The organism is Hymenobacter saemangeumensis, assembly GCF_039541835.1.
GTDB lineage: Bacteria > Bacteroidota > Bacteroidia > Cytophagales > Hymenobacteraceae > Hymenobacter > Hymenobacter saemangeumensis.
Genome location: NZ_BAABGZ010000010.1, coordinates 98,518 through 120,303, shown reverse-complemented (window position 1 = coordinate 120,303; position 21,786 = coordinate 98,518). Strand labels below are relative to the sequence as shown.

General features: G+C 62.6%; 15 protein-coding genes. 11 read left to right on the top strand and 4 right to left on the bottom strand.

Features of this window, described 5'->3' with window-relative positions:
• The first annotated feature begins 105 nt into the window (after nucleotides 1-105).
• A complete protein-coding gene (gene pseB / locus ABD919_RS03265; RefSeq protein WP_345233744.1) occupies nucleotides 106-1,125 on the top strand; it encodes a UDP-N-acetylglucosamine 4,6-dehydratase (inverting) in 1,020 nt (339 codons plus the stop codon).
• 71 nt (nucleotides 1,126-1,196) lie between these two features.
• Here pseB and ABD919_RS03260 read toward each other — a convergent pair whose 3' ends face one another.
• Complete coding sequence (locus ABD919_RS03260) at nucleotides 1,197-3,377, bottom strand: T9SS type B sorting domain-containing protein (protein WP_345233742.1); 2,181 nt, start codon at nucleotides 3,375-3,377, stop codon at nucleotides 1,197-1,199.
• A 145-nt stretch (nucleotides 3,378-3,522) separates the two neighbouring features.
• On the opposite strand from ABD919_RS03260, the gene pseC reads away from it, so the two are divergent.
• The 8 genes from pseC (at nucleotide 3,523) to ABD919_RS03220 (ending at nucleotide 11,424) form a co-directional block, all read left to right on the top strand.
• Nucleotides 3,523-4,713, top strand: coding sequence for a UDP-4-amino-4,6-dideoxy-N-acetyl-beta-L-altrosamine transaminase (pseC, locus tag ABD919_RS03255; protein WP_345233740.1), 1,191 nt, complete (start codon nucleotides 3,523-3,525; stop codon nucleotides 4,711-4,713).
• A 91-nt stretch (nucleotides 4,714-4,804) separates the two neighbouring features.
• Nucleotides 4,805-5,458, top strand: coding sequence for a pseudaminic acid biosynthesis-associated methylase (locus ABD919_RS03250; protein ID WP_345233738.1), 654 nt, complete (start codon nucleotides 4,805-4,807; stop codon nucleotides 5,456-5,458).
• Between the two features lie 108 nt (nucleotides 5,459-5,566).
• The gene (locus tag ABD919_RS03245; RefSeq protein WP_345233736.1) at nucleotides 5,567-6,319 is read left to right on the top strand and encodes a cytidylyltransferase domain-containing protein; all 753 of its coding nucleotides are present in this window, start codon (nucleotides 5,567-5,569) and stop codon (nucleotides 6,317-6,319) included.
• Nucleotides 6,316-7,203: a class I SAM-dependent methyltransferase gene (locus ABD919_RS03240; RefSeq protein WP_345233735.1), complete on the top strand. Its 888-nt coding sequence runs from the start codon at nucleotides 6,316-6,318 to the stop codon at nucleotides 7,201-7,203. The genes ABD919_RS03245 and ABD919_RS03240 overlap by 4 nt, the downstream gene beginning before the upstream one ends.
• Nucleotides 7,204-7,299: 96 nt before the next feature.
• On the top strand, nucleotides 7,300-8,046 hold the full coding sequence (locus ABD919_RS03235; protein ID WP_345233733.1) for a class I SAM-dependent methyltransferase: 747 nt from the start codon (nucleotides 7,300-7,302) through the stop codon (nucleotides 8,044-8,046).
• 120 nt (nucleotides 8,047-8,166) lie between these two features.
• Entirely contained in the window at nucleotides 8,167-8,757 is a 591-nt protein-coding gene (locus ABD919_RS03230; protein ID WP_345233731.1) for a GNAT family N-acetyltransferase, read from the top strand.
• Nucleotides 8,741-10,690 (top strand): NAD-dependent epimerase/dehydratase family protein, encoded by a 1,950-nt coding sequence (locus ABD919_RS03225; RefSeq protein ID WP_345233729.1) that lies wholly within the window; start codon nucleotides 8,741-8,743, stop codon nucleotides 10,688-10,690. The genes ABD919_RS03230 and ABD919_RS03225 overlap by 17 nt, the downstream gene beginning before the upstream one ends.
• A gap of 62 nt (nucleotides 10,691-10,752) precedes the next feature.
• Nucleotides 10,753-11,424: an HAD family hydrolase gene (locus ABD919_RS03220; RefSeq protein WP_345233728.1), complete on the top strand. Its 672-nt coding sequence runs from the start codon at nucleotides 10,753-10,755 to the stop codon at nucleotides 11,422-11,424.
• A gap of 260 nt (nucleotides 11,425-11,684) precedes the next feature.
• Here the strand turns inward: ABD919_RS03220 and ABD919_RS03215 are convergent, their stop codons facing one another.
• Nucleotides 11,685-11,852 (bottom strand): hypothetical protein, encoded by a 168-nt coding sequence (locus ABD919_RS03215; RefSeq protein WP_345233726.1) that lies wholly within the window; start codon nucleotides 11,850-11,852, stop codon nucleotides 11,685-11,687.
• 420 nt (nucleotides 11,853-12,272) lie between these two features.
• On the opposite strand from ABD919_RS03215, the gene ABD919_RS03210 reads away from it, so the two are divergent.
• A complete protein-coding gene (locus ABD919_RS03210) occupies nucleotides 12,273-12,809 on the top strand; it encodes a hypothetical protein (RefSeq protein WP_345233725.1) in 537 nt (178 codons plus the stop codon).
• Nucleotides 12,810-13,313: 504 nt separating this feature from the next.
• Nucleotides 13,314-19,532 carry a S8 family serine peptidase gene (locus ABD919_RS03205; protein ID WP_345233723.1) on the top strand — a complete coding sequence of 2,073 codons (6,219 nt, stop codon included), beginning with the start codon at nucleotides 13,314-13,316 and terminating at the stop codon, nucleotides 19,530-19,532.
• 185 nt (nucleotides 19,533-19,717) lie between these two features.
• Here the strand turns inward: ABD919_RS03205 and ABD919_RS03200 are convergent, their stop codons facing one another.
• Complete coding sequence (locus ABD919_RS03200; protein WP_345233721.1) at nucleotides 19,718-20,083, bottom strand: cupin domain-containing protein; 366 nt, start codon at nucleotides 20,081-20,083, stop codon at nucleotides 19,718-19,720.
• Between the two features lie 249 nt (nucleotides 20,084-20,332).
• Nucleotides 20,333-21,466 carry a flavin monoamine oxidase family protein gene (locus ABD919_RS03195; protein WP_345233719.1) on the bottom strand — a complete coding sequence of 378 codons (1,134 nt, stop codon included), beginning with the start codon at nucleotides 21,464-21,466 and terminating at the stop codon, nucleotides 20,333-20,335.
• Nucleotides 21,467-21,786: the final 320 nt, after the last annotated feature.

The window sequence follows — 21,786 nt, the reverse complement described above, 5'->3', positions numbered from 1 at the left end:
GTGCCGAATTGGGTGTGTCGCGGAATGAAATTCCGCGCTACGAGTGTTGGCGGCACTACAAAAGTACCGCAGGCCGTACTTTTGCCCTTTCTCCTCCCCTGTTTCATGGCGCTCGACCTCAACCATAAGTCTATTCTCGTTACCGGTGGCACCGGCTCTTTCGGCAAGCAGTTCGTGCGGGCCGTGTTTGAAAAATTCCCGCAGGTGAAGCGGCTGGTGGTATTCTCGCGCGACGAGCTGAAGCAGTACGAGATGAGCCAGGAGTTTTCGCCCCAGCAGTACCCGGCCATCCGCTACTTCATTGGCGACGTGCGCGATGCCGAGCGCATGCACCGCGCCTGCGAAGGCATCGACATCGTGATTCACGCCGCCGCCCTCAAGCAGGTGCCGGCCGCGGAGTACAACCCGATGGAGTGCATCAAAACCAACATCTTCGGCGCCGAAAATGTCATCAACGCGGCCCTGGACTGCGGCGTGAAGGACGTGGTGGCCCTGAGCACCGACAAAGCCGCGGCTCCCATCAACCTGTACGGCGCCACCAAGCTGTGCTCGGATAAGCTATTCGTGGCCGCCAACAACATGAAAGGCAGCCGCGACCTGCGCTTCTCGGTGGTGCGCTACGGCAATGTAATTGGCTCGCGCGGCTCGGTGGTGCCGTTTTTCCTGCAGCAGCGCCACACCGGCATGCTGCCCATCACCCACCCCGACATGACGCGCTTCAACATCTCGCTGGAAGAGGGCGTGGATTTGGTGCTGTACGCCCTGGAGCATGCCTGGGGCGGCGAGATTTTCGTGCCCAAGATTCCCAGCTACAAAATCACGGAAGTAGCCCGTGCCATTGGCCCTGACTGCGAGCAGCGCATCGTGGGCATCCGCCCCGGCGAGAAGCTGCACGAGGAGATGATTACCGAAACCGACGCCCTGAGCACGGTGGAGCTGGACCGCTACTACGTTATCCTGCCCTCTACCCCACAGTGGGACCCGGAGAAGTTTATCAGCCACTTCGGCGGGCAGCGTGTGCCCCTGGGCTTTCACTACCACTCCGCCAACAACGAGGACTGGCTCGATGCCGAGCAGATTCGCGAGGAAATCCGCCTGCACGTGGATGCGGATTTCACGGTTTAATCAACGAACACCCCACTATAAAAAAGCCCCGCCTGCACTGGCGGGGCTTTTTTTATGGTGCTCCTCAGAACCTAGCGGGCCACTTCCACCCAGCCCTTGTACTGCTGCCCGGTGGCTGCGTTGGTGAGCAGGTAGTAGTACTGCCCATCGGGCTGGCCCTGGGCGGCCCAGGCGTTGTCGTACTGCGTCTTGGTGTAGATTTCGCGGCCCCAGCGGTTGTAGATACGAATAGACCAGTCGGGCGCCTGCAGGCCTCGCAGTACAAAGGTCTGGTTGAGCGCGTCGCCGTTGGGGGTGATGATGTTGGGCAGCACCAGGGGGCAGGACGGGTCGTACCCAAGCTCCAGGCTGGCCCGGGCCTCGCAGCCCCCGGGAGAGACAACCGTTAGCGCATAAGAACCGGCAGTCCGAGCTACAAAGCGGGCCTCCGTGCTGCCATCCTGCCAGCGGTAGCGGCTGCCCGCCGGTTGTGGGCCGGCACTTAACTCTACTTGCCCAGTAGCGCACAGCGGCTGGCTGGCTGTCAGCCTAAGTACTGGAGCCGGCAGCGCATTCAGCACTATGGTATCGCGGACGCTGCAGCCTGCTGTTGTTACTTCAGCCCAAAAGAGGCCGGGCGCCACGGCCGGGCGGGTGGCAGCGGTACTGCCATCATTCCAACGCACGGTGGTGCCCAAACCAAGGGTGCCCACAGATAGGAGCACCGCAGTGCCCGGGCAGACGGTCACATCGGGCCCCAGATTCAGGGCAGGGCGGGGTACAACGCTTACCGAGCCCCGCAGCTGCTCATCGGGCCCAAATGAACGGTTGCGTAGGCGCACTGTTACTGCATAGGTTCCGGTTTGAGCGTACAGGTGGCTGGCCTGCGGAAGCGTGGTGCGCAGGGTAGCCCCATCGCCAAAGTTCCAGTCCAAGGTGTCGCCACTAGCACCGAGGGTATTCCCCATCAGCGTAAACACGACGGGCTGCCCCGCACAGCTGACCGCAGAAAAGCCAAGCGCCTGAAGGCGTGGCTGCGGCGGCTCGTTGGGCACTACCGGAAAATGTCGAATGTAGCGACTAGGAACCAAGGCAACAGCAGCAGTTCTATACTGACAGCCAGAGCCCCGCACGTTGGGCTGGGCAATTACATCGAGGTTGTAATTGGGTTGGCTGCTATCACCACCGGGCATACTTGCCAGATAAATGCGGCCATCAATGGCCCGTTGCATTCCCACAACCTGCCGGCCGCAGCCGATGTACACCAATATGCCGGAGGCAGCCACGGCTGCCGGAGTAGAAAGCCGCAAATCAAATTGTCTGACCTCACATATGGCATTTAAGCTGCAGGGGTGTCCGAAGCCCGAGCCAGGCCCGCGTCGCGACTGATACAGCAGGCTCCCATCCGGAGAAAAGGCTATACCCTCACTATAGATGCCGTACCCCAGGCGTATGGGGTTTGTAACCCGGCCATTCCCCGGGTTAAAATCAAAAACTTCGGCCCCAAGTATCTGAGATGTAAGCGCCAAGCGGCGCCCGTTAGCAGACACAGCCAGCGCACCCGGCATGTCGGCTCTGGAGTTGGCATTGCCCGCCAGGTGGTGAACCAAACCCACCGAGCTTACTACAATGGAACTGCGCGAAAATCCATTACCCGTCACCAGTACGCTCAAAAACACATTGGTATCGAGCAGATGGGTTACCAGCCAGTAATCGTGGCCATTGGCATGGCGAACCAAAGCCTGCATCTCCATGAAGTCACGGTTGCCGAGGCGTTGCAACAGCGTATCGGGCACAACCGGCTGATTGAGGCTGAGCACACTGCCCTGCCCATTAGCGGCGTTTACATTGATTTCCGCTACTCGTAGGCCCCGGCGCTGTTGAGTAAACCAGCCATCGAGGGTAAATAAAAAGTAATAGCCCCGCCGCCGCGGGTTTGGCACCAGCGCACACCCCTGGGAGCTGGTTGAGTCGCCCCCCAGCCGCTCCCCGTTGACCAAAAGCTGATGCCGGCCATTCCAGACGCGCCGCCCGTTGCTATACAGCAGCAAGCGTCCGGTAGAATCGCAGATAGTAGCACTGGCAGCCTCACTTACCATGCGGCTATCCTGCAGCACTATTGCGGAGTCTGGAGTGAAGCGCAGGGCGGCCTGGTGCCCAAAGTACCAGCGCGACCATTCCGCCTGGGCCTGGGCGCGCTGGGGCAGCAGCACTGCCCCCATTCCTCCAATAAATAGTAAGAGTCGAAGTCGATTAATAAGGGAAATAAGCATTCGGCAGAAATAAGCAATAACTGCAAAAGTAAAGCCCTGATGAGCGGCAGTGGACTGGGAAGATTAGTTCAAGGACAGATGGAGGGAAAATGAGCCTCTTTTAGGCTCTGGCCTCAACTCCCTAACCGGCTATCTTTGCTCACCGATGCCTGACTCCGCTTTCACCCCCTCCCGGCCTATTCCCTACGGCCGCCAGCACATCACCGAAGCCGACGAAGCCGCCGTGCTGGCAGCGCTGCGCTCCGACTTCCTGACCCAGGGCCCGGCCGTGGCCGCGTTTGAAAAGCAGTTTGCCGAATACATCGGGGCCCGCTACGCTGTGGCGGTGAGCAACGGCACCGCCGCCCTGCACCTCTGCGCCCTGGCCCTGGATGTGCTGCCCGGGCAGCGCGTCATCACCACGCCCCTGACCTTTTCGGCTTCGGCCAACTGCGTGCGCTACTGCGGCGGGGAGGTGCACTTTGCCGACATTGACCCCGCCACCGGCCTCATTGATTTGAACAAGGTGCGGGCCTTATTGGATGCTCATCCCCAAGGGCACTTCACTGGCCTGATTCCCGTGGACTTTGCCGGGCTGGCTGTGAACCTGGAGCAGGCCCGCGCCCTGGCCGACCAGTACGGCCTTTGGATTATTGAAGATGCCTGCCACGCCCCCGGCGGCTTTTTCGTGGATAGCCAGGGCCAGGAGCAGCGCTGCGGCAACGGCAACTTTGCCAACCTGGCCATCTTCAGCTTCCACCCCGTCAAGCACATTGCTACCGGCGAGGGCGGCATGATAACGACCAACGACGAGGCCCTGTACCGCCGCCTCCTGCGCCTGCGCACCCACGGCATCACCCGCGAGCCGGCCGACCTCATCCACGAAAGCCACGGCGGCTGGTACATGGAAATGCAGGAGCTGGGCTACAACTACCGCCTCCCCGACCTGAACTGCGCCCTGGGTTTGAGCCAGCTTGCCCGTGCCGATGAGGGCCTGGCCCGCCGCCGCCAGCTGGCCGCTCGCTACGATGCCGCCTTTGCCCCGATGCCTGGCGTGACGGTGCTGGCCCCGGGCCACGCCGGCCATGCCTATCACCTCTACGTCATCGAAGTAGCCGACCGGAAAGGGCTGTACGACTATCTCCGTACCAAGCAGATTTTCACCCAGGTTCACTACATCCCCGTGCACTGCATGCCTTACTACGAAGGCCTGGGCTGGCGTGCCGGCGACTTCCCCCTGGTAGAAGAATATTACAGCCGCTGCCTGAGCATTCCCCTGTTTCCCACCCTCACTGATGAGGAGCAGGACTATGTAGTGGCGTGCATTTCCGAGTTTCTAACTCGAATTAAAAATTAAAAATGAAGAATTAATAAACCAGAACCTGCCCTTTAAAGCAAGCTGGCCTTCCCATCATTTTTAATTTTTAATTTTTAATTTTTAATTCACTTTGACTAACACCCAACAAGAGGACTTCTGGTCCGGCGACTTCGGCCGGGAATACACTGACCGCAACTCGCGCCCACTGGACGAGTGGAATGAGTTTTACCGCTCGCTCTACGGCCACACCAAGCTGGAGATGAACGCTGCCTTTATTGGCGACCTCGACCGGGAGGCCCGCATCCTGGAAGTGGGCTGCAACACGGGCATGCAGCTGGTAGGCCTGCAGGCAGCCGGCTTCCGCAACCTCTACGGCATCGAGCTGCAGCACTACGCCGTGGAAAAGGCCCGCGACTTCGTGCGGGGCGTTAACATCCTGCAGGGCAGCGGCTTCGACCTACCGTTTAAGGACAGCTACTTCGACCTGGTTTGCACCAACGGCGTGCTCATTCACATTGCGCCCGACGACCTGCCGCGCATCATGGGCGAGATGGTGCGCACCTCCCGCCGCTACATCATGGGCTACGAGTACTACGCGCCCGAAACCACGCCCATCAAATACCGCGGCAACGAGGGCTTTCTCTGGAAAACCGACTTCGCCAAGCTCTTCCTCGACAGCTTCCCCGAGCTGCGCCTGGTGAAGCAGCAGCTTTACCCCTACATCCACCAGGCTGAGCAAGGAAACCAGGACGTGGTGTACCTGCTTGAAAAAGTCACAGCCTGAAAAGGGACGTTAGACTTTAGACATGAGACATTAGAAAGTTCTTACGTCAAACAATTTTGCCAGAACAATTCTAAGGTCTCATGTCTAACGTCTAACGTCTAAAGCAAAATGTCTCTCTCTCCGACCATGCAGACGGCCGGCATTATCTCCCAGGTGCGCATGGGCAGCACCCGGCTGCCGGGCAAGGTGCTGCGGCCTGCCGCCGGGCGCCCCCTGCTCGACTACCACGTGCAGCGCCTGCAGCAAAGCGGCCTGCCTGTGCTGCTGGCCACCACCACCGAGCCTGCCGACGACGTACTGGCCGCCTATGCCGCCGAGCGGGGCCTGCCCTGCCACCGCGGCAGCGAAGCCGACGTGCTGGCCCGCTACTACGAAACGGCCCAGCGGTTTGGCCTCGACGTCATCGTGCGCGTCACCAGCGACTGCCCCCTGGTGGATGGCCAGCTAATCGGCTCGGCCGTGCAGCGCTACCTGGACGAGGGCAACCCCTGGGTGTACCGCTCCAATGCCATCGTGCGCACCTTTCCGCGGGGGCTGGACTTCGAGATTTTCTCCATGGAGATGCTGACCGAGGCCTACCACCAGGCCACCCTGCCCTACGAGCGGGAGCACGTGACGCCCTACCTCAAAACCAACCCCTCGGCCGCCTCCCGGGTACAGTACCGCAACGAGGTGTGGCCCGGCGGCGACTACAGCCGCTTCCGCATCACCCTCGACACAGCCGAGGATTATGAAGTGCTGCGCCGCCTGATTGAAGAGCACCGGGCCCAGGAGCTGGACGTGGCGGCGCTGCTGGCCCTGCTGCAAGCCCAGCCGGGAATAATGGCCCTGAACGCGCACATCGAGCAGAAAGCCACATGAACCTGCCTGACACCCTGCGCCTGAACGAGTACGGCTTTGTGGAGGTGCGCGACAAGCCCAGCCCCACCGAGCTGGCCGACTACTATGCCCGCCGCTACTACCAGGAAAACCTGACCACCTACCAGCCCGAATACCCGGCCGAGGAGCTGAAGCACATCGAGGGCAAGCTGCGCCTGCGCCACTGGGTGGTCAGCGAGCTGCGGGGCAACAACACTGCCGGCACCTTCCTCGACATTGGCTGCGGCGAGGGCTGGGCCCTGGCTTACTTTCAGCGCCAGGGCTGGCCGGTGCTGGGGCTGGACTTCAGCCGCTACAGCGTGGAAAAGTTTCACCCGGCGCTGCTTGAGTTCCTGCGCACCGGCGACCTGTACGAAGAGCTGGCCCGCCTCGCCGCCGAAGGCCGGCAGTTCGACCTGCTCTGGCTCGACAACGTGCTGGAGCACGTGCTGGACCCCGCCGAGCTGCTCCGCCGCTGCCGCACCCTGCTCGCCCCCGGCGGCGTGCTGATGGTGGACGTGCCCAACGACTTTTCCAGCCTGCAGAACCACCTGCTGGAAACCGGCAAAATTGACCGTCCTTTTTGGGTTGTGCTGCCCGACCATCTGTCCTACTTCAACCAGACAGGGCTGCGAAGCCTGGCCACTGCCACGGGCTTCCGCACCGCAAAAGTCCTTGCCGACCAGCCCATTGACCTCAACCTGCTCAACCCCGCCACGAACTACGTAATGGACCGAAGCGCCGGCAAAGGCGCCCACCGCGCCCGCGTCGAGCAAGACAACCTATTGCTGCGCACGGCCCCCCTGCCGGCAGTAGCGGCCTACTACGAAGCCATGGCCGGCGTAGGATTGGGCCGCAGCATTGTCGCATTTTTGCAGCCTGAATAGCAGTTGTCAGTTGCTAGTTGTCAGTTGTCAGGTCGTTCTGATGGCTTGTTTGCTAGAACGGACTGACAACTGACAACGAACAACTGACAACTAATTATGTCCACCCTTATTTCCGTGCTCAGCGGCGCCTCCGGCCCCGAGCAGGCCCGCCGCGAAGGCTTTGCCCAGAGTTTGCGCGAGTCGCCCATTCCCAATACCGAGCTGCTCAACAACCTGGGCTTGTACCTGAACCGGCAGACCTTTTCGCGCCTGCTGTTCTTCACCGAGCTCTACCAGCAGATTATTCCCGTGCACGGCGTGGCCATGGAGTTTGGCGTGCGCTGGGGGCAAAACCTGGCCCTTATGCACGCCCTGCGCGGCATCTACGAGCCGTTCAACTACAACCGCAAAATCATAGGATTCGACACCTTTGGCGGGTTTCCCTCAGTTGATGCCAAAGACGGCGACCGGGTGAAGGCCGGCGACTACGGCGTAACGGACAACTACCAGGACTACCTCAGCCAGATTCTGGCTTTGCACGAGGCCGACAGCCCCATTCCGCACAAGCGCAAGTTTGAGCTGGTGGCCGGCGACGCCTCCGAGACCGTGCCGCGCTACCTGCGCGACCACCCCGAAACCGTCATTGCCTTCGCCTACTTCGACTTCGACATCTACGCCCCCACCAAGGCCTGCCTCGAAGCCATCCGCCCCCGCCTCACCAAGGGCGCCATCGTGGCCTTCGACGAGCTGAACTGCCCCGAGTTTCCGGGAGAGACCCTGGCTTTTGATGAAGTGTTTGGCATCTCCAACTACGCCCTGCGCCGCAGCCCGCTCAACCCGTTGATTTCGTATCTGGTGGTGTAGTTGTCAGTTGTTCGATGTCAGTTGTCAGTTTGTTCTGAATGCATCAATCAGAACAATCCTGTCAACGAACAACTGACAACTATCAACTATCAACTGACAACTATCAACTGATAACCAAGATTGACTTACCGCCCCCTCTCCTGCGCTGAATACACCTACCAGGACTACCGCCTCGTCCCCATCCGCTACGAGGACCGGGAAGCTATTCGGGCCTGGCGCAACGCCCAGCTGCAGGTGCTGCGTCAGGCTGCGCCCCTGACGGCTGAGCAGCAGGATGCCTATTTCCAGCGGGTAGTGCTCCCGCTGTTTGAGCAGGAACAGCCGGGGCAGCTGCTGTTTTCGCTGCTGCACCAGGGCGAGCTGGTGGCGTATGGCGGGCTGGTGCACATTGCCTGGCTCGATGGCCGGGCCGAGGTCTCCTTTCTGGCGGCCCCAGCCCGCGTGGCCGAGGCTGCCACCTACCGCCGGGACTTTCTGGCCCACCTGTGCCTGCTGGGGCAAGTAGCATTCGAAGACCTGAAGCTCAACCGCTTGTTCACCGAAACCTACGACATCCGGCCGGCGCACGTGGCGATTCTGGAGGAAGCCGGCTTCCGGCTCGAAGGCCGCTTGCGGCAGCATGTGCGCCCCACGCCGGATACCTTTGCCGACTCACTGATGCACGGCCAGCTGGCCGCCGACTATGCCACAGCCTTTGGAATTACCCTTTAAGCGAATCTTTATCAGCGGCGGGGCCGGCGTTATCGGCCAGGAGATGGTGCGCTGCCTGGCAGCACTCGATGCGGAGATTCAGGTGCTGGTGGGCGACATCAAGCCCCGCCCCGCCGACTTCCCCGCGCGCTTTCAGTACCGGCAGGGCGACCTCAACTTTCTGAGCGAGCAGGAAATCGCGGACTTCGCGCCCGACCTGTTTATGCACCTGGCCGCCACCTTCGAGCGCTCCACCGAAACCTACGGCTTCTGGGAAGAAAACTTCCGGCACAACGTGCGCCTCAGCCACCACCTGATGACGGTGCAGAAAGACCTGCCCTCGCTGAAACGGGTGGTGTTTGCCTCCAGCTACCTCATCTACGACCCGGCCCTGTACACCTTCACGGAAGCGCCGGCCCGGCCCCGCAGCCTGCGCGAAGACGACCCCATCCTGCCCCGCAACCTGACGGGCATGGCCAAGCTCTCCCACGAGATTGAGCTGCGCTTTCTGCAAACCTTCCGCGCCGCGCAGTTCAGCACGGTGTGCCCGCGCATCTACCGCGGCTACGGCCGCAACGGCCGCGACATCACCTCGCGCTGGGTGCGGGCCCTGCTGGCCGGCGAGGAAATCACCGTGTACGGCGCCGAGTCAATGTTCGACTACCTCTACGCCGCCGACACCGCCGAAGGCCTCCTGCGCCTGGCCGCCGCCGAAGCCGTGACGGGCATCATCAACCTCGGCACGGGCCGCGCCCGCCGCGTGGCCGACGTGGTAGCCGTACTGCAGCAGAATTTCCCCGGGATGCTGGCCAAATACGTGGCCTCCGATATTCCTTTCGAAGGCTCTCAGGCCGATATGACCTTGTGGAGCAGCCACATTGATTGGACTCCGCCCACTACGCTGGAAGTAGCCATTCCCGAAATCATTGCCCACGAGCGGGCCCAGGCAGCTGCTGCCGCCAGCGCCAAAGCGCCGGGCCACATCCTGGTGAGCAGCGTATCGGGCAAGGTGCCCCTGGTGCAGGCCGTGCGCCAGGCCGGCCAGCGCCTGTACCCGGGCATCCGGGTAATTGGGGCCGACATCAACGCCCAGGCCCTGGCCTTCCACTTTGCCGACGAAAGCTGGGTGATGCCGCCCACGGCCGACGAGCAGCTGCCCAACATCATCAGCTACTGCCAGGAACACGGCGTGGGCCACATCATCCCCACCCGCGACGGCGAGCTGGACTTCTGGAGCCGGCACCGCGCGGCCTTGGCCACGGCCGGCATTGCCGTGCTGGTAAGCGAGCCCGACGCCGTGAAGCGCTGCCTCGACAAGCTGGAGTTTGCCGTGCTCGGCCAGCAGGCCGGCCTGCCGGTGATTCCCACCAGCCTGAGCATCGACTCCTTACTGGCCGATGACGCAGCTCTTAGCCAGGAATCGGCGTTCGTGGTGAAAGAGCGGTTTGGGGCCGGCTCCCTCAGCCTGGGGCTCAACCTGCCCTATGCCACGGCCGTGAACCATGCCCAGAATCTGCGTGAGCCCATTTTCCAGCCCTTCATCCAGGGCCGGGAAATCAGCGTGGACGGCTACGTGGACCGCGCCGGCCGCGTGCACGGCCTGGTGCCGCGCACCCGCGACATTGTGGTGAGCGGCGAGTCACAGATTACCACCACCTTCCACGACCCTGAGCTGGTGGCCCGCCTAAGCGAGATGGTGGCCAAGCTTGGCCTCTACGGCCCCTTCGTGCTGCAAGCCGTGCTCACCGACGATGGGCAGCTGTACATTATCGAGTGCAACTGCCGCTTCGGCGGGGCCTCCACCCTGGGCATTGCCGCCGGGGTAGACTCCTTTTTCTGGTTTCTGCAGGAAGCTGCCGGCGCCGACCTTAGCCAGTACCCATTCCGCCCGGCGCCCGGGCCGCTGCGTCAGGTACGCGCCGCGGCCGACGTAGTGATGGAAGTAAAAAGGTAAAGATGAAGCGTTAAAACGCGAAAGCCCTTTTAACTTTCAACGCTCACCCTTCAACTTCCAAAATGCCGGTTCTTGTTTTCGACCTCGACGACACCTTGTACCCCGAGCTGAGCTACGTGCACAGTGGCTTTCGGGAGGTGGCGGTATTTCTGGCCCCTCAGCTAGGGGTACCGGCCGAAACACTGACGGCGGCGCTGATTGCTGATGAGGCCGCCTCCGGGCGCGGGCAGCTCTTCGACAACCTGCTGCGCCGGTATAGCCGCTGGTCGAAAGCCCTGGTAATGGCCTGCCTGCGCACCTACCGGCAGCACCAGCCCCGGCACCTGGCGCTGCACCCCGACGCCGAGCGGTGCCTGCAGCGCTTTGCGGCCTGGCCGCTGTACATCGTTACCGATGGCCACAAGGAAGTGCAGGCCCGCAAAGTAGCCGCGCTGAATTTGGCCGGTCGGGTGCGCTTCGCCTACCTCACCAACCGCTACGGCCGCCACCGCGCCAAGCCCGACCCCTACGTGTTTGAGCTGATTCGCCAGCGCGAGGGCGTGGAAGCCGGCCAGGTTATCTACGTGGGCGACAACCCCCGCAAGGACTTCGTCGGCATCAAGCCCCTGGGCTATAAAACCGTGCGCATCCTGCGCGGCAATTACGCCCACCTGCCAGCCGATGCCGCGCACGAGGCGCAGTGCCGCATTCACTCATTGGATGAGCTGACGGAGGAATTTTTGGCTTCGCTGTAAATACAGTCGGAGAAGCTGATGATATGAAGGTTTATAATTGGGGTGTATGCTGGATGTACCTTTTGCGTGAACGGCCGCAGGTTGCACAGTAGTTAGTCCCTGTCCATTACCACTGCGGCTTATCCTTTCTCTAAACAAAGTCAGGATGTCTTGATTCTATAAAACGCTTCTTGGTTGGCCTGTTCTTGACCAGTTGGCAGGCGCATACCCAACAACCAGCCTTAGTGGCATTCGAAGGGGCCAACACCGTGATGGTGGTACTAGCCGATAGTGGGGAAGTCTTTTTTGACCGCGTAGGGCAAGCCCTGGTAAGGCGCGGCTACGAGGTGGATATGCGCGATGCGGTCAGCCAGCGTTTGGGAACAGCTCCCCTGTCTGCTCCCAATGGGAAATGCCTTGCCGCCGTGTATGCCCAGGTACAGGGCCATACCGTGCGGCTCTGGGGCAATTCGTTCTGTGCCCGGCCTGGCAGGAGCCGCCGGCCAATTACCCACTCGGTCTCCCCCGGGTTAATGTCTGCCCCGACGATTGCGAGGCGTGGGGTTGGGCCGAGCTGGTAGCCATAGCGCAGCGATTAGCTCGAAAAGGAGCCCTTTATTTTTAATTTCAGAACCCAGAGTTTAGAAGCGGGACGCTGAATTAATAAGCTTCTTAAACTGAATGGACTCGTTTGCCCTGGACAGCTTGGCTGAACAACCCTTCGGTGTGCAAAAGACACCGTGGTGGAATCAGTTGGTCATTCGTTCACTGCCTGCTGTTGTGCCCCTGCCCCCCTGGCAAACCGTCCCAGAAGCCCTATAGGTTGGCCGTCCGCGCCAGGCAGCCGCGCGGCACACGGCTCCATTTCCATGAAAAAAGGATTTCTGTTACTCCTCCTGCCGGCGACTCTTTTGCCTGTTGCCTGTACCCGGATAGACCGGGGACGGGACATCCATTCCGATTTCATGGACTTTGTCTACCTCAAAGACCACAACCGGTTTGTGTATAAATCCAAAGTCAATGCCAGGGCCGATACCCAGGTGTTCCTTACCACGCACTTCGCAGTGGACCTGCCCAAAGGCTTAAAGCATTGGCAGGTTTTAGGTAATGAGTTTGTCTTCGAGTATGAGAAGAAGCAACTCGTCTACATCCAAATGGCTTATCAGAACGAAAGCCAACCCATAGAGCCTACGCTCCGCAACGTGAACAACGAAGAAGTTTATGCGCGGTTGAGCCCGTATTGGTACGAGCGAAAGTATCCGGAAAAAATATTGAAGGAGAACCATCCCGGCCGAATTTCCAAGGTGTACTCCGATGGGAGGGCTGTGATATTGCTGTACAACGTAAAGCAGGAGAATGTCGACCACTTCCTGCGCCTAACTAACGGGTTAACCTATCTCAATTGAGCGAGAGCAGGGTTTGACAGGGGTACCCCCATTACTTAAACGGCTAGCAACTGCCACGCACCAAGCGTCCTCAGGTCATTGCTGCGCCGGGCTTTTTGTGCGGCACTTCACCGGGGCCCGGCACGAACATGATTATGCTATTTTAATCAGGTGAATAGCAGAATTACTTTGTAGGAATTACTTTCGCCTCGTTCAAAACCGGCTACGTGCGGGGTTTTGAAGTTTTGAGCATCGGGCTGCACTGCCCGTCTTGCCTCCCAGTGCCAGGCGAGCCTAAGGGCCGCCCTCGTCCGCGGGCAGTGGCTAGCTTCTCAGGCGCTTGAGCCGGGCTAACCCATTGCTTTCCTCTCTGAGCTTCTACGCGCACTGGCTTCCCAAGCCGAGCGGCCACATCTACCCTGGTATTGCCTCGTGGTTTATCGGCATTACTTAAAGACGCCAGCTGCGCGATGCTTGCAGAAGGCTTCCCTACGTTTTTTCAACGGCTCACTTTTACCCTTGCTTATGGCTCATTTTTACTTCGCCGGCTCCGAGAGCTGTTTCCTCACCCTGCTGCGTCCGGCCCGCATGGCAGGGGCGCTGCTACTCGCCTTTTGCTACTGCCTGCCCTTGCTGGGATTCGCGCAGGGGCAACCAAGCCCGAAATCAGCCAAGCCGGGTGGTGAAGTGGAGCTTCGACTGGCCGCGGGCACCTACCGCCTGGTGAAAGGCACCCATACGCCCGTCGCTCCTGCTGAAATTGTGGAGGGGCGCTACTACCGGCTGGTGCAGTTCGACCGCCTGCCCACCGATGCCCAGCGCGCCGCACTTGCCGCCGATGGGCGCGTGGAGCTGCTTACCTACCTACCCCAGAATGCCTGGGTTGCGGCCTTGAAGGCCGGCACCGACCCGGCCCTTGCGTTACGTGGCCTGCCCGTGCGGGCCGTCGTGGCCGTGGAGCCGGAGTGGAAGCTAAGCAGCAGCCTGAGCAGCCGCAACTACCCCTCCCACGCGCTGCGGGCAGGGGGGCGGCTGGCCCTGCGGGTGCAGGTGTATGCGCCGATAACGCTGGCCACGGCCACGCAGCGGCTCCGGGTGCTGGACGCGGCCGTGGCCAAGTCGGCCGAGCACCCGAACGTGCTGGAAGTGACGGTAGCGGTAGGCCAGGAACGACGCCTGGCCGCTGAGCCCTGGGTGCAGACGGTGGAAGCCGCTCCCGCTCCTCCTACTCTTGAGGCCGAGCGGGACGTGACAAACCACCGCGCCAACGTATTGAACTCCAACCTGCCCAGTGGCCGCCACCTCGACGGCACAGGCGTAACCATCGCCATCGGCGACGACGGGTTTGTAGGGCCGCACATCGACTTTCAGGGGCGCCTCACCAACATCGTGCAGACAAGCGACGGCGACCACGCCGACCACGTCACGGGCATAGTGGGCGGGGCTGGCAACCTCAACCCCACCATGCGCGGCCAGGCCACCGGCGCTACGCTCCGCACATACAGCTACTACGCCGACATCCTGACCATGACTGGCGCGACCGGGCAATACGCTACTCAGGGAGTCCGTATCTCCTCGCACAGCCTGGGCCAGACCTGCAACGACGGCTACACTTCCGATGCGCGCACCAGCGACCAGCACACCCGCCTGAATCCGGCGCTGATGTACGTGCACTCGGCCGGCAACTCCGGCACCAGCGACTGCTCCTACGGGGCGGGCGCCGGCTGGGCCAACATCACCGGGGGGTACAAGATGGGTAAGAACGTGCTTACCGTGGGCAACCTTACGCACCTCGACGTGCTTTCCTCGTCGTCTTCGCGCGGACCAGCCAAAGATGGGCGCATCAAGCCCGACATCTGCGCTACTGGCACTGATGTTAACTCAACGGGTGAAAACAACACGTACAACTCCAAATCGGGTACGTCGATGGCGTGTCCGGCCGTGAGCGGGGTTCTGGGGCAGCTTTACCAGGCCTACCGCAACGCCAACGCCGGCGCCGACCCTAACTCGGCTCTCATCAAAGCAGCCGTGCTCAACACGGCCGATGACATCGGCAACCCCGGCCCCGACTTCAAGCACGGCTACGGCCGCATCAACGCGCTGCGGGCCGTGGAGTTGCTGGAAAATACGCGCTACGTCACCAACACCCTGAGCACGGGGCAGAACCAGACCGTGAGCCTGACGGTGCCCGCCGGCGTCAGCCAGCTGAAGGTGATGCTGTACTGGGCCGATTACGAAGCTGCTGCCAATGCCGCCACGGCCCTGGTCAACGACCTGGACTTTACGCTCAGCACCCCGGCCGCGGGTACCCTGCAGCCCTGGGTGCTGAACCCGGCGCCCAACGCCGCTACCCTCGACGCGGCCGCCACGCGCGGAATCGACCACCTTAACAACATGGAGCAGGTGACGCTCGATGCGCCGGCGGCGGGCACCTACACGGCAAACATCAGCGGATTCAGCATCCCGCAGGGGCCGCAGCGCTACTACGTGGTGTACTCCTGGGTAGAGAACAACGTCCGCATCACCAACCCTATTGGAGGCGAGGCCTTTGTGCCGGGCGAGACGCAGGTGCTGCGCTGGGACGCCAACACCAGCGCCTCCGGCTTCACCCTGGAGTACAGCACCAACGCGGGCACATCCTGGAACAACATCGGCACGGCCACGGCCGCCGCCCGCGCCTATACCTGGACGGTGCCCAGCAGCCTGGCCACGGCGCCCAGTGGGCAGCTGCGGGTTCGCGTGGTACGCGGGGCCCAGTCCAGCAGCAGCGAAAACCTTTCGGTTATCGGCGTTCCGGCCAACCTGCAGTTTGTGTCGGTATGCCCAACGGAGACGCGCCTCAGCTGGAACGCCGTGACGGGGGCAACGGGCTACGAGATTTTCAAACTGGGGACGACCACCATGGAGTCGGTGGGTACCACCACGGGCCTGGCCTTCACCGTTACGGGCGTTTCCTCCACTGTTGAGCAGTGGTTCAGCGTGCGGGCAACCGGGGCAAACGGCCTGATAGGGCGCCGGGCAAATGCGCTGCGGCGAGCCATCGGGACCAGCAACTGCCCGGCCTTTCCGCCCCCCACCATCAGCAGCTTCTCCCCTACCAGCGGGCCGGCGGGCACGGTGGTCACCATCACCGGCACCAACTTTACCGGGGCAACGGCGGTGAGCTTCAACGGCACCAACGCACCCACTTTCACGGTGGTCAGCTCGACAACCATAAACGTGACGGTACCCGCTGGCGCCCTTAGCGGGCCAATCACGATTACGGCGCCCAACGGCCAGGCCACCAGCTCGCAGAGCTTCAACACCGGCAATTATGTTCTGAACGACAACCTGCCGGTAACAACCTGCTCGGGCGCACTCTACGACTCAGGTGGCCCTGGTGGCAACTACTCCAACAATGAGAACTACACCAAGACTTTTACCCCGGCAACAACCGGCGCCAAGCTCCGGATGGTGTTCACCGCTTTCGACACCGAGGCGACGTACGACTTCCTTTACATCTACGATGGGGCCACTACCAGTGCTCCGCTGATAGGCACCTACCACGGCACCGCGGGCCCCGGCACAGTGACGGCTACCAATGCCAACGGACAGCTTACGCTGCGCTTCACCTCGGATGGTTCGGTAACGCCCTCAGGGTTTGAAGCCACCATCTCCTGCGTAATGCCGGCCGCGCCCACCCTAACCAGCCTCTCGCCCACGAGCGGGCCGGTGGGTACGAGCGTGACGCTGACCGGCACCAACTTTACCGGCGCTACCGGCGTGAGCTTTAACGGCACGGCCGCCAGCACCTTCAGCGTAACGAGCGCCACCACGGCCACGGCTACCGTGCCGGCAGGCGCTACCAGCGGCAACGTGACCATTACGACGCCGAATGGTACCAGCAACGGGGTGGCCTTTACCGTGGTAACGCCCACTGCCGTTACGTCCATCGTGCCGGCGGGCAGCAGCCCAACCAATGCGGGCAGCGTAAGCTACACAGTCACGTTCTCGGCCCAGGTGACTGGGGTTACCGTGGCCAACTTCTCCCTGACTGCCGTGGGCGTGGCCGGAGCCAGCGTGAGCAGCGTGAGCGGCTCGGGCAGTACCTACACCGTGACGGTGAGCACTGGCAGCGGCGACGGCACCCTGCGCCTGAACCTGGCCAATAGCAGCGGCATCAGCCCCGGCGTGAGCAACAGCCCCTACACCAGCGGACAGGCGTATACGATTGACAAGACGCCCCCCACGGCCACCATTACTTCCAGCACCGGCGCCAACGGCAGCACCAGCAGCAGCGCGACCTTTGCCTATACTGTCACCTTTTCGGAAAGCGTGACCGGATTTACGGCCGCCGACGTCACGGTGAGCAACGGCAGCCTGAGCGGCTTCAGTGGCAGCGGCACCACGTACACCTTTGCCATCACCCCCGCTGCCAACGGCCCCGTGACGGTGAGCATAGCCGCGAACATGGCCGCCGATGCTGCCGGCAACGGCAACACGGCGGCGGCCCAGTACAGCATCACCTACAGCCAGCCGGTGACGGCAGCCCCGGCACTGACCTCCCCGGCGAACGGCAGCTCCATAAGCAGCACCACGCCCACCTACAGCGGCACGGCAGTAGCCAACAGCACGGTGACGGTGTACGTGAACGGCACGAGCATCGGCACCACCCAGGCCTCGGCCGGCGGCAGCTGGAGCCTGACCCAGCCCACGCCGCTGGCCTATACCACCCACACGGCCGCCGCCACGGCCCAGGCCAGCGGCAGCGCCGTGAGCGCCAGCAGCGCCAGCTCCACCTTTACCGTCAGCCCGCCCAACCTGAGCATCAGCACGGGCACCGCCACGACGCCCATTGTGGTAGCGGCGGGCACGTATAACAACATCACCATCACGGGCACCGGCTACGGGCAGCTCGGCGGGGCCGTGGTAGTGAACGGGGCCTTGCAGGTAGCGGGCAGCCTCTACACCAACTGCCAGCCCCTGACCGGGCCGGGCAGCTTCACCCTGGCAGCCGGGGCCACACTGGGCATCTGCGACGCCGCCGGCCTGAGCAACGCCCCCGGCACCGGGGCCGTGCAAACCACCGGCGCCCGCAGCTTTTCCCCCGACGCCACTTACCTCTACCATGGCCGGGCCGCCCAGGTAACCGGTGCCGGCCTCCCGGCCACGGTGGCTACGCTGGCAGTGGACAACCCCAACGGCCCCGTGCAGCTCACCCAGGCTCTGGCCCTGACCCGCGAGCTGCGCCTCACCCGTGGCGTGTTTAGCCTCAACGGCCGGGCCCTGACGCTGCTTTCCGACAACAGCACCACGGCGCAGGTAAACCAGGACGGCGTAACGACTACCGGCACGGTGACCGGGGGAGTGGCCACGGTGCAGCGCTTTGTGCCGGCCAACGGCAACGCGGGTCTGGGCTACCGCCACTTTGCCTCGCCGGTGAGCGGCAACACCCTGGCCGACCTGGCCGTGCCCGGCAGCTTCCAGCCCGTGTTCAACGGCGCCTACAATAGCAGCAGCACGCCGGCCCAGCTCACCCCCTTCCCCACCGTCTTTGGCTTCGATGCGGCGCGGATAGGCACCGCACCAAGCAGCTACACCGGCTTCGACCAGGGCTGGTACTCGCCGGCTACCGCCTCAACCCCCGACGCCTTTACCACCGGCCGGGGCTACGCCGTGCACCTGGCGGCAAACCAAACGGTAGACTTCGTAGGGCCATTGAACCAAACCGCTGTGAGTATGGTCCTGCCCCGGGCTGCCGGCACCGCCGCCCCGGACGACAGCAGGGGCTGGCACCTGCTTGGCAACCCCTTTGCCAGCGCCTTTGCCCTGGCCAGCCTGGACAATACGCCCGGCGTGGACAATGCCAAGTACATCTTCCAGAGCAGCGGGCCTTACGCCGGCAGCTACGAAACCTACCTCACCGGCCTGTCGGGGCAGCCGCTGCTGGCCCTGGGGCAGGGCTTCTTCGCCCGGGCCAGTACGCCCGGAACAGCTCCCGTGCTCAGCTTCGCGCTGGCCGGCCGTCGGGTTGATTTCAGCACCAACAGCACCTTCCACCGCGGTAGCGCAGAAACCCGCCCCTTGCTGGAGCTGGCCCTTGCCAACGCCGCTGGCTCGCTGCGCGACCGCACCACCCTCTACGCCGACGCCCGCGCCACTACGGGCCCTGACCCGGCCTACGACGCCGTGAAGCTGCCCAACGCCCACGGGCTCAACCTCGCGCAGCTGGCCGCCGGGCAGCGCATGGCAGTGAACGCACTGCCCGCTTTTGGAGCGAGCACTCTGGTGCCCCTCAGCGTGGGCGTGCCTGCTCCTGGCACCTATGTGCTACAGGTAAACCAGCTGCTGAACCTGCCCGCTGGCACCACCGTCGTGCTGGTAGATGCCCTGCTGGGCACGCGCACCGACCTGGCCACGCTGCCGGTCACGGGCTACGTCTTCACCTTGTCAGGCGCGCAGGCTGCCACGCCCCTCACGGGTCGCTTTTTCCTGAACCTGGGTGCTGTGGCGCTGGGCACGGCCGCAAGCCAGGCAGGGGCTGCTATGCAGCTCTTCCCCAACCCTGCCCACGGCGGCGCGGCCACGCTCACTGGCGCGGCGCCAGGCCTACCGGTGACGGTGCTAGACGCGCTGGGCCGCACGGTGTTGTCGACCACCGCTGATAGCTTGGGCAAGGCAGTGCTGACATTGCCTGCCGGACTGGCTACGGGCGTGTACGTGGTACGCAGCGGCGCCCATGCCTTGCGCCTGGTGGTGGACTAAAGCTGCTGTCAACCAATTAAAAAGGGGCTGGCCATTGGGCCAGCCCCCTTTTTTATGCCCTGTAGCTGCTACGGGACTTGCACCACCTGTGGCTGCGCACTCAGGAAGTGCAGCTGTGCTGGCTTGTCATTCGTTAGTCCGCGCTGGGCCTGTGCGACGAGAGGACACTGCCCTTGCCAGACGGCTTACAGCACCTGCAGGTCGCGGCGCGTGCGCTCACTTTCTACGTTGCCGGTGTTGAGCGTCGATTTGGGCTCTATCATCAGAATCCAGGTTTCGGATTCCGTGCGGGGGCGGTGCTCGGTGCCGCGCGGTACTACCAGCAGCTGGCCGGGATGCACTTCCTCCGTGCGGTCCCGGAAGTCCATCAGCAGCTTGCCCTGCACTACCATGAACAGCTCGTCTTCCTCGGCGTGGCTGTGCCAGATAAACTCGCCACTCACCTTGGCAATCTTGATGTGCTGGTCGTTCAGCTCGCCAATGATGCGGGGGTTCCAGTGGTCGTCAAACAGGGCAAATTTCTCAGTCAGGGTGATGGGCGTAGGAGTCATAAAGGCAAGGTGAAGGGTAATGCAAGAGGAGTTCGTCAAAGGTCGCAAAGAAGGCCTCCGCGGGCGTAGGTGCTTGTCCCTGCTTCAGGCCAGGCGGAGAAGCTGCCAGGCTATACGGGACATCAGTAAAAAGCTGGCAAAAACGCCGCAACAGGGACAGGCCATTAAATCTACTTCAGCAGCCTGGTTGTTTCGAATCCAGACCCGCCGCTGCAGGTATCCAGGCAGTAAAATCAAAGCCCGGCATGGTTACGCCTTCCCGGCCAGCTGCCTGAGTACCTGCGCAGCCGCGTAGCGGCCCGATTCCACCGCCCCATCAAGCCGCCCCCACTCGCTGATGGAGGTTTCGGCACCCGCCCAGTGCAGGGCACCTCCCCAGGCGGGCTGCCGCAGCAGTGCCGGGCCCTGCAGGGGTACTGCCATAGGCGGCTGCTCATCGCCCGGCACGCTGGTGTGCGGGTCCAGCGACCAGTCCCATTCATGGTACGCCAGCGGGGCAGCAGCTTGCGGCCCAAACAGGCGCCCAAGCTGCTGCCGTACGGCGGCCTCTCGCTCCGATGCCGTAGCCATCCGCAACAAATGCGGGGCAGCAAAGAAGCCAAACAAGGCACCAACCTCCCCTTCCACCGGCGAGGCATCGTGAATTTCGATTAATGGCCCCGGTTGGCTGATGGCAAACCCCGACCAGCCCTGGGCCCGCCAGAAAGGCTCGGCATACACCACGACACTTTTCATGGCGTGGCTCATCCAGGTGGGCACGCTGTGCAGGGTATGGCGCAGCGAAGCGGGCAGCTCCGGCTCAAAGGTCAGGCGGTGGGCGGCCAGCCGTGGGGGCAAAGCCAGCACCACTGCCCGGGCTACATAGGCCCGGCTGCTCTGGCCCTGCTGCGCCTGCACCTCAATGCCTTGCCCGTCGGCTAAGCGGCGCAGCTGCGTTACGCGCACGTTTAGCTGCAGGGCCCCGGCCGGCAGCCCGGCGGCTAAGGTGCGGCAAAGCATAGCCGCCCCACCGCCCAGACGCAGGTACCCGGCGGAGCCCGCGGGATGGGGCAGCCGGTGCACGCCTTCTGCCGTCTCATAGGCAGTAGCGCCCACGCTGGGCTGCTCATAGGGCGTAATGGCCAGCTCCCGCAGCAGCTGCATCAGGAATGGATGATGCGCCCAGCCCCAGGTAGCGCCCAGGTCTATCCATCCGGCTCCGGGGCGGCCCGGCAGGGCCGGCACGGCCAGGGTGCGCCCTCCTACCCGGGGGCGGGCTTCCAGCACCAGCACGGAAAGGCCGGCTTCAAGCAGCATACGAGCAGCTACCAGGCCAGACAGCCCGGCCCCAACCACGATAACGGAGGCAGATGAAGCCGGCGCTGAAGGTGAGTCAATTCCCATGGAAGCAAAATGGTAGGCGAAGGCGAAATAAAACGGGCATACGCGCTACGTACCCAAGCAGTCGAAACAAGCCCTGCCATGCTGCGCCTCCAGGCATCTGAGAAGCGCGCTGGCCGCCGGTCCCACGCCCCCGCTACGGCGGGGCCTGATGCAAACCTTAGATGGGGTCAGAAGTTCGCCGGGATTTTACGTGATATAAAAGCCGCATTGCACCGGCTAAGCTTAATTATTCACCGGCAGACTTTTTCAATATGCTTTTACTGCGTTAACAATCAGTGCCTTGCCTCCTATTATTTGAACATAAGCTTCTCATTCTTTTA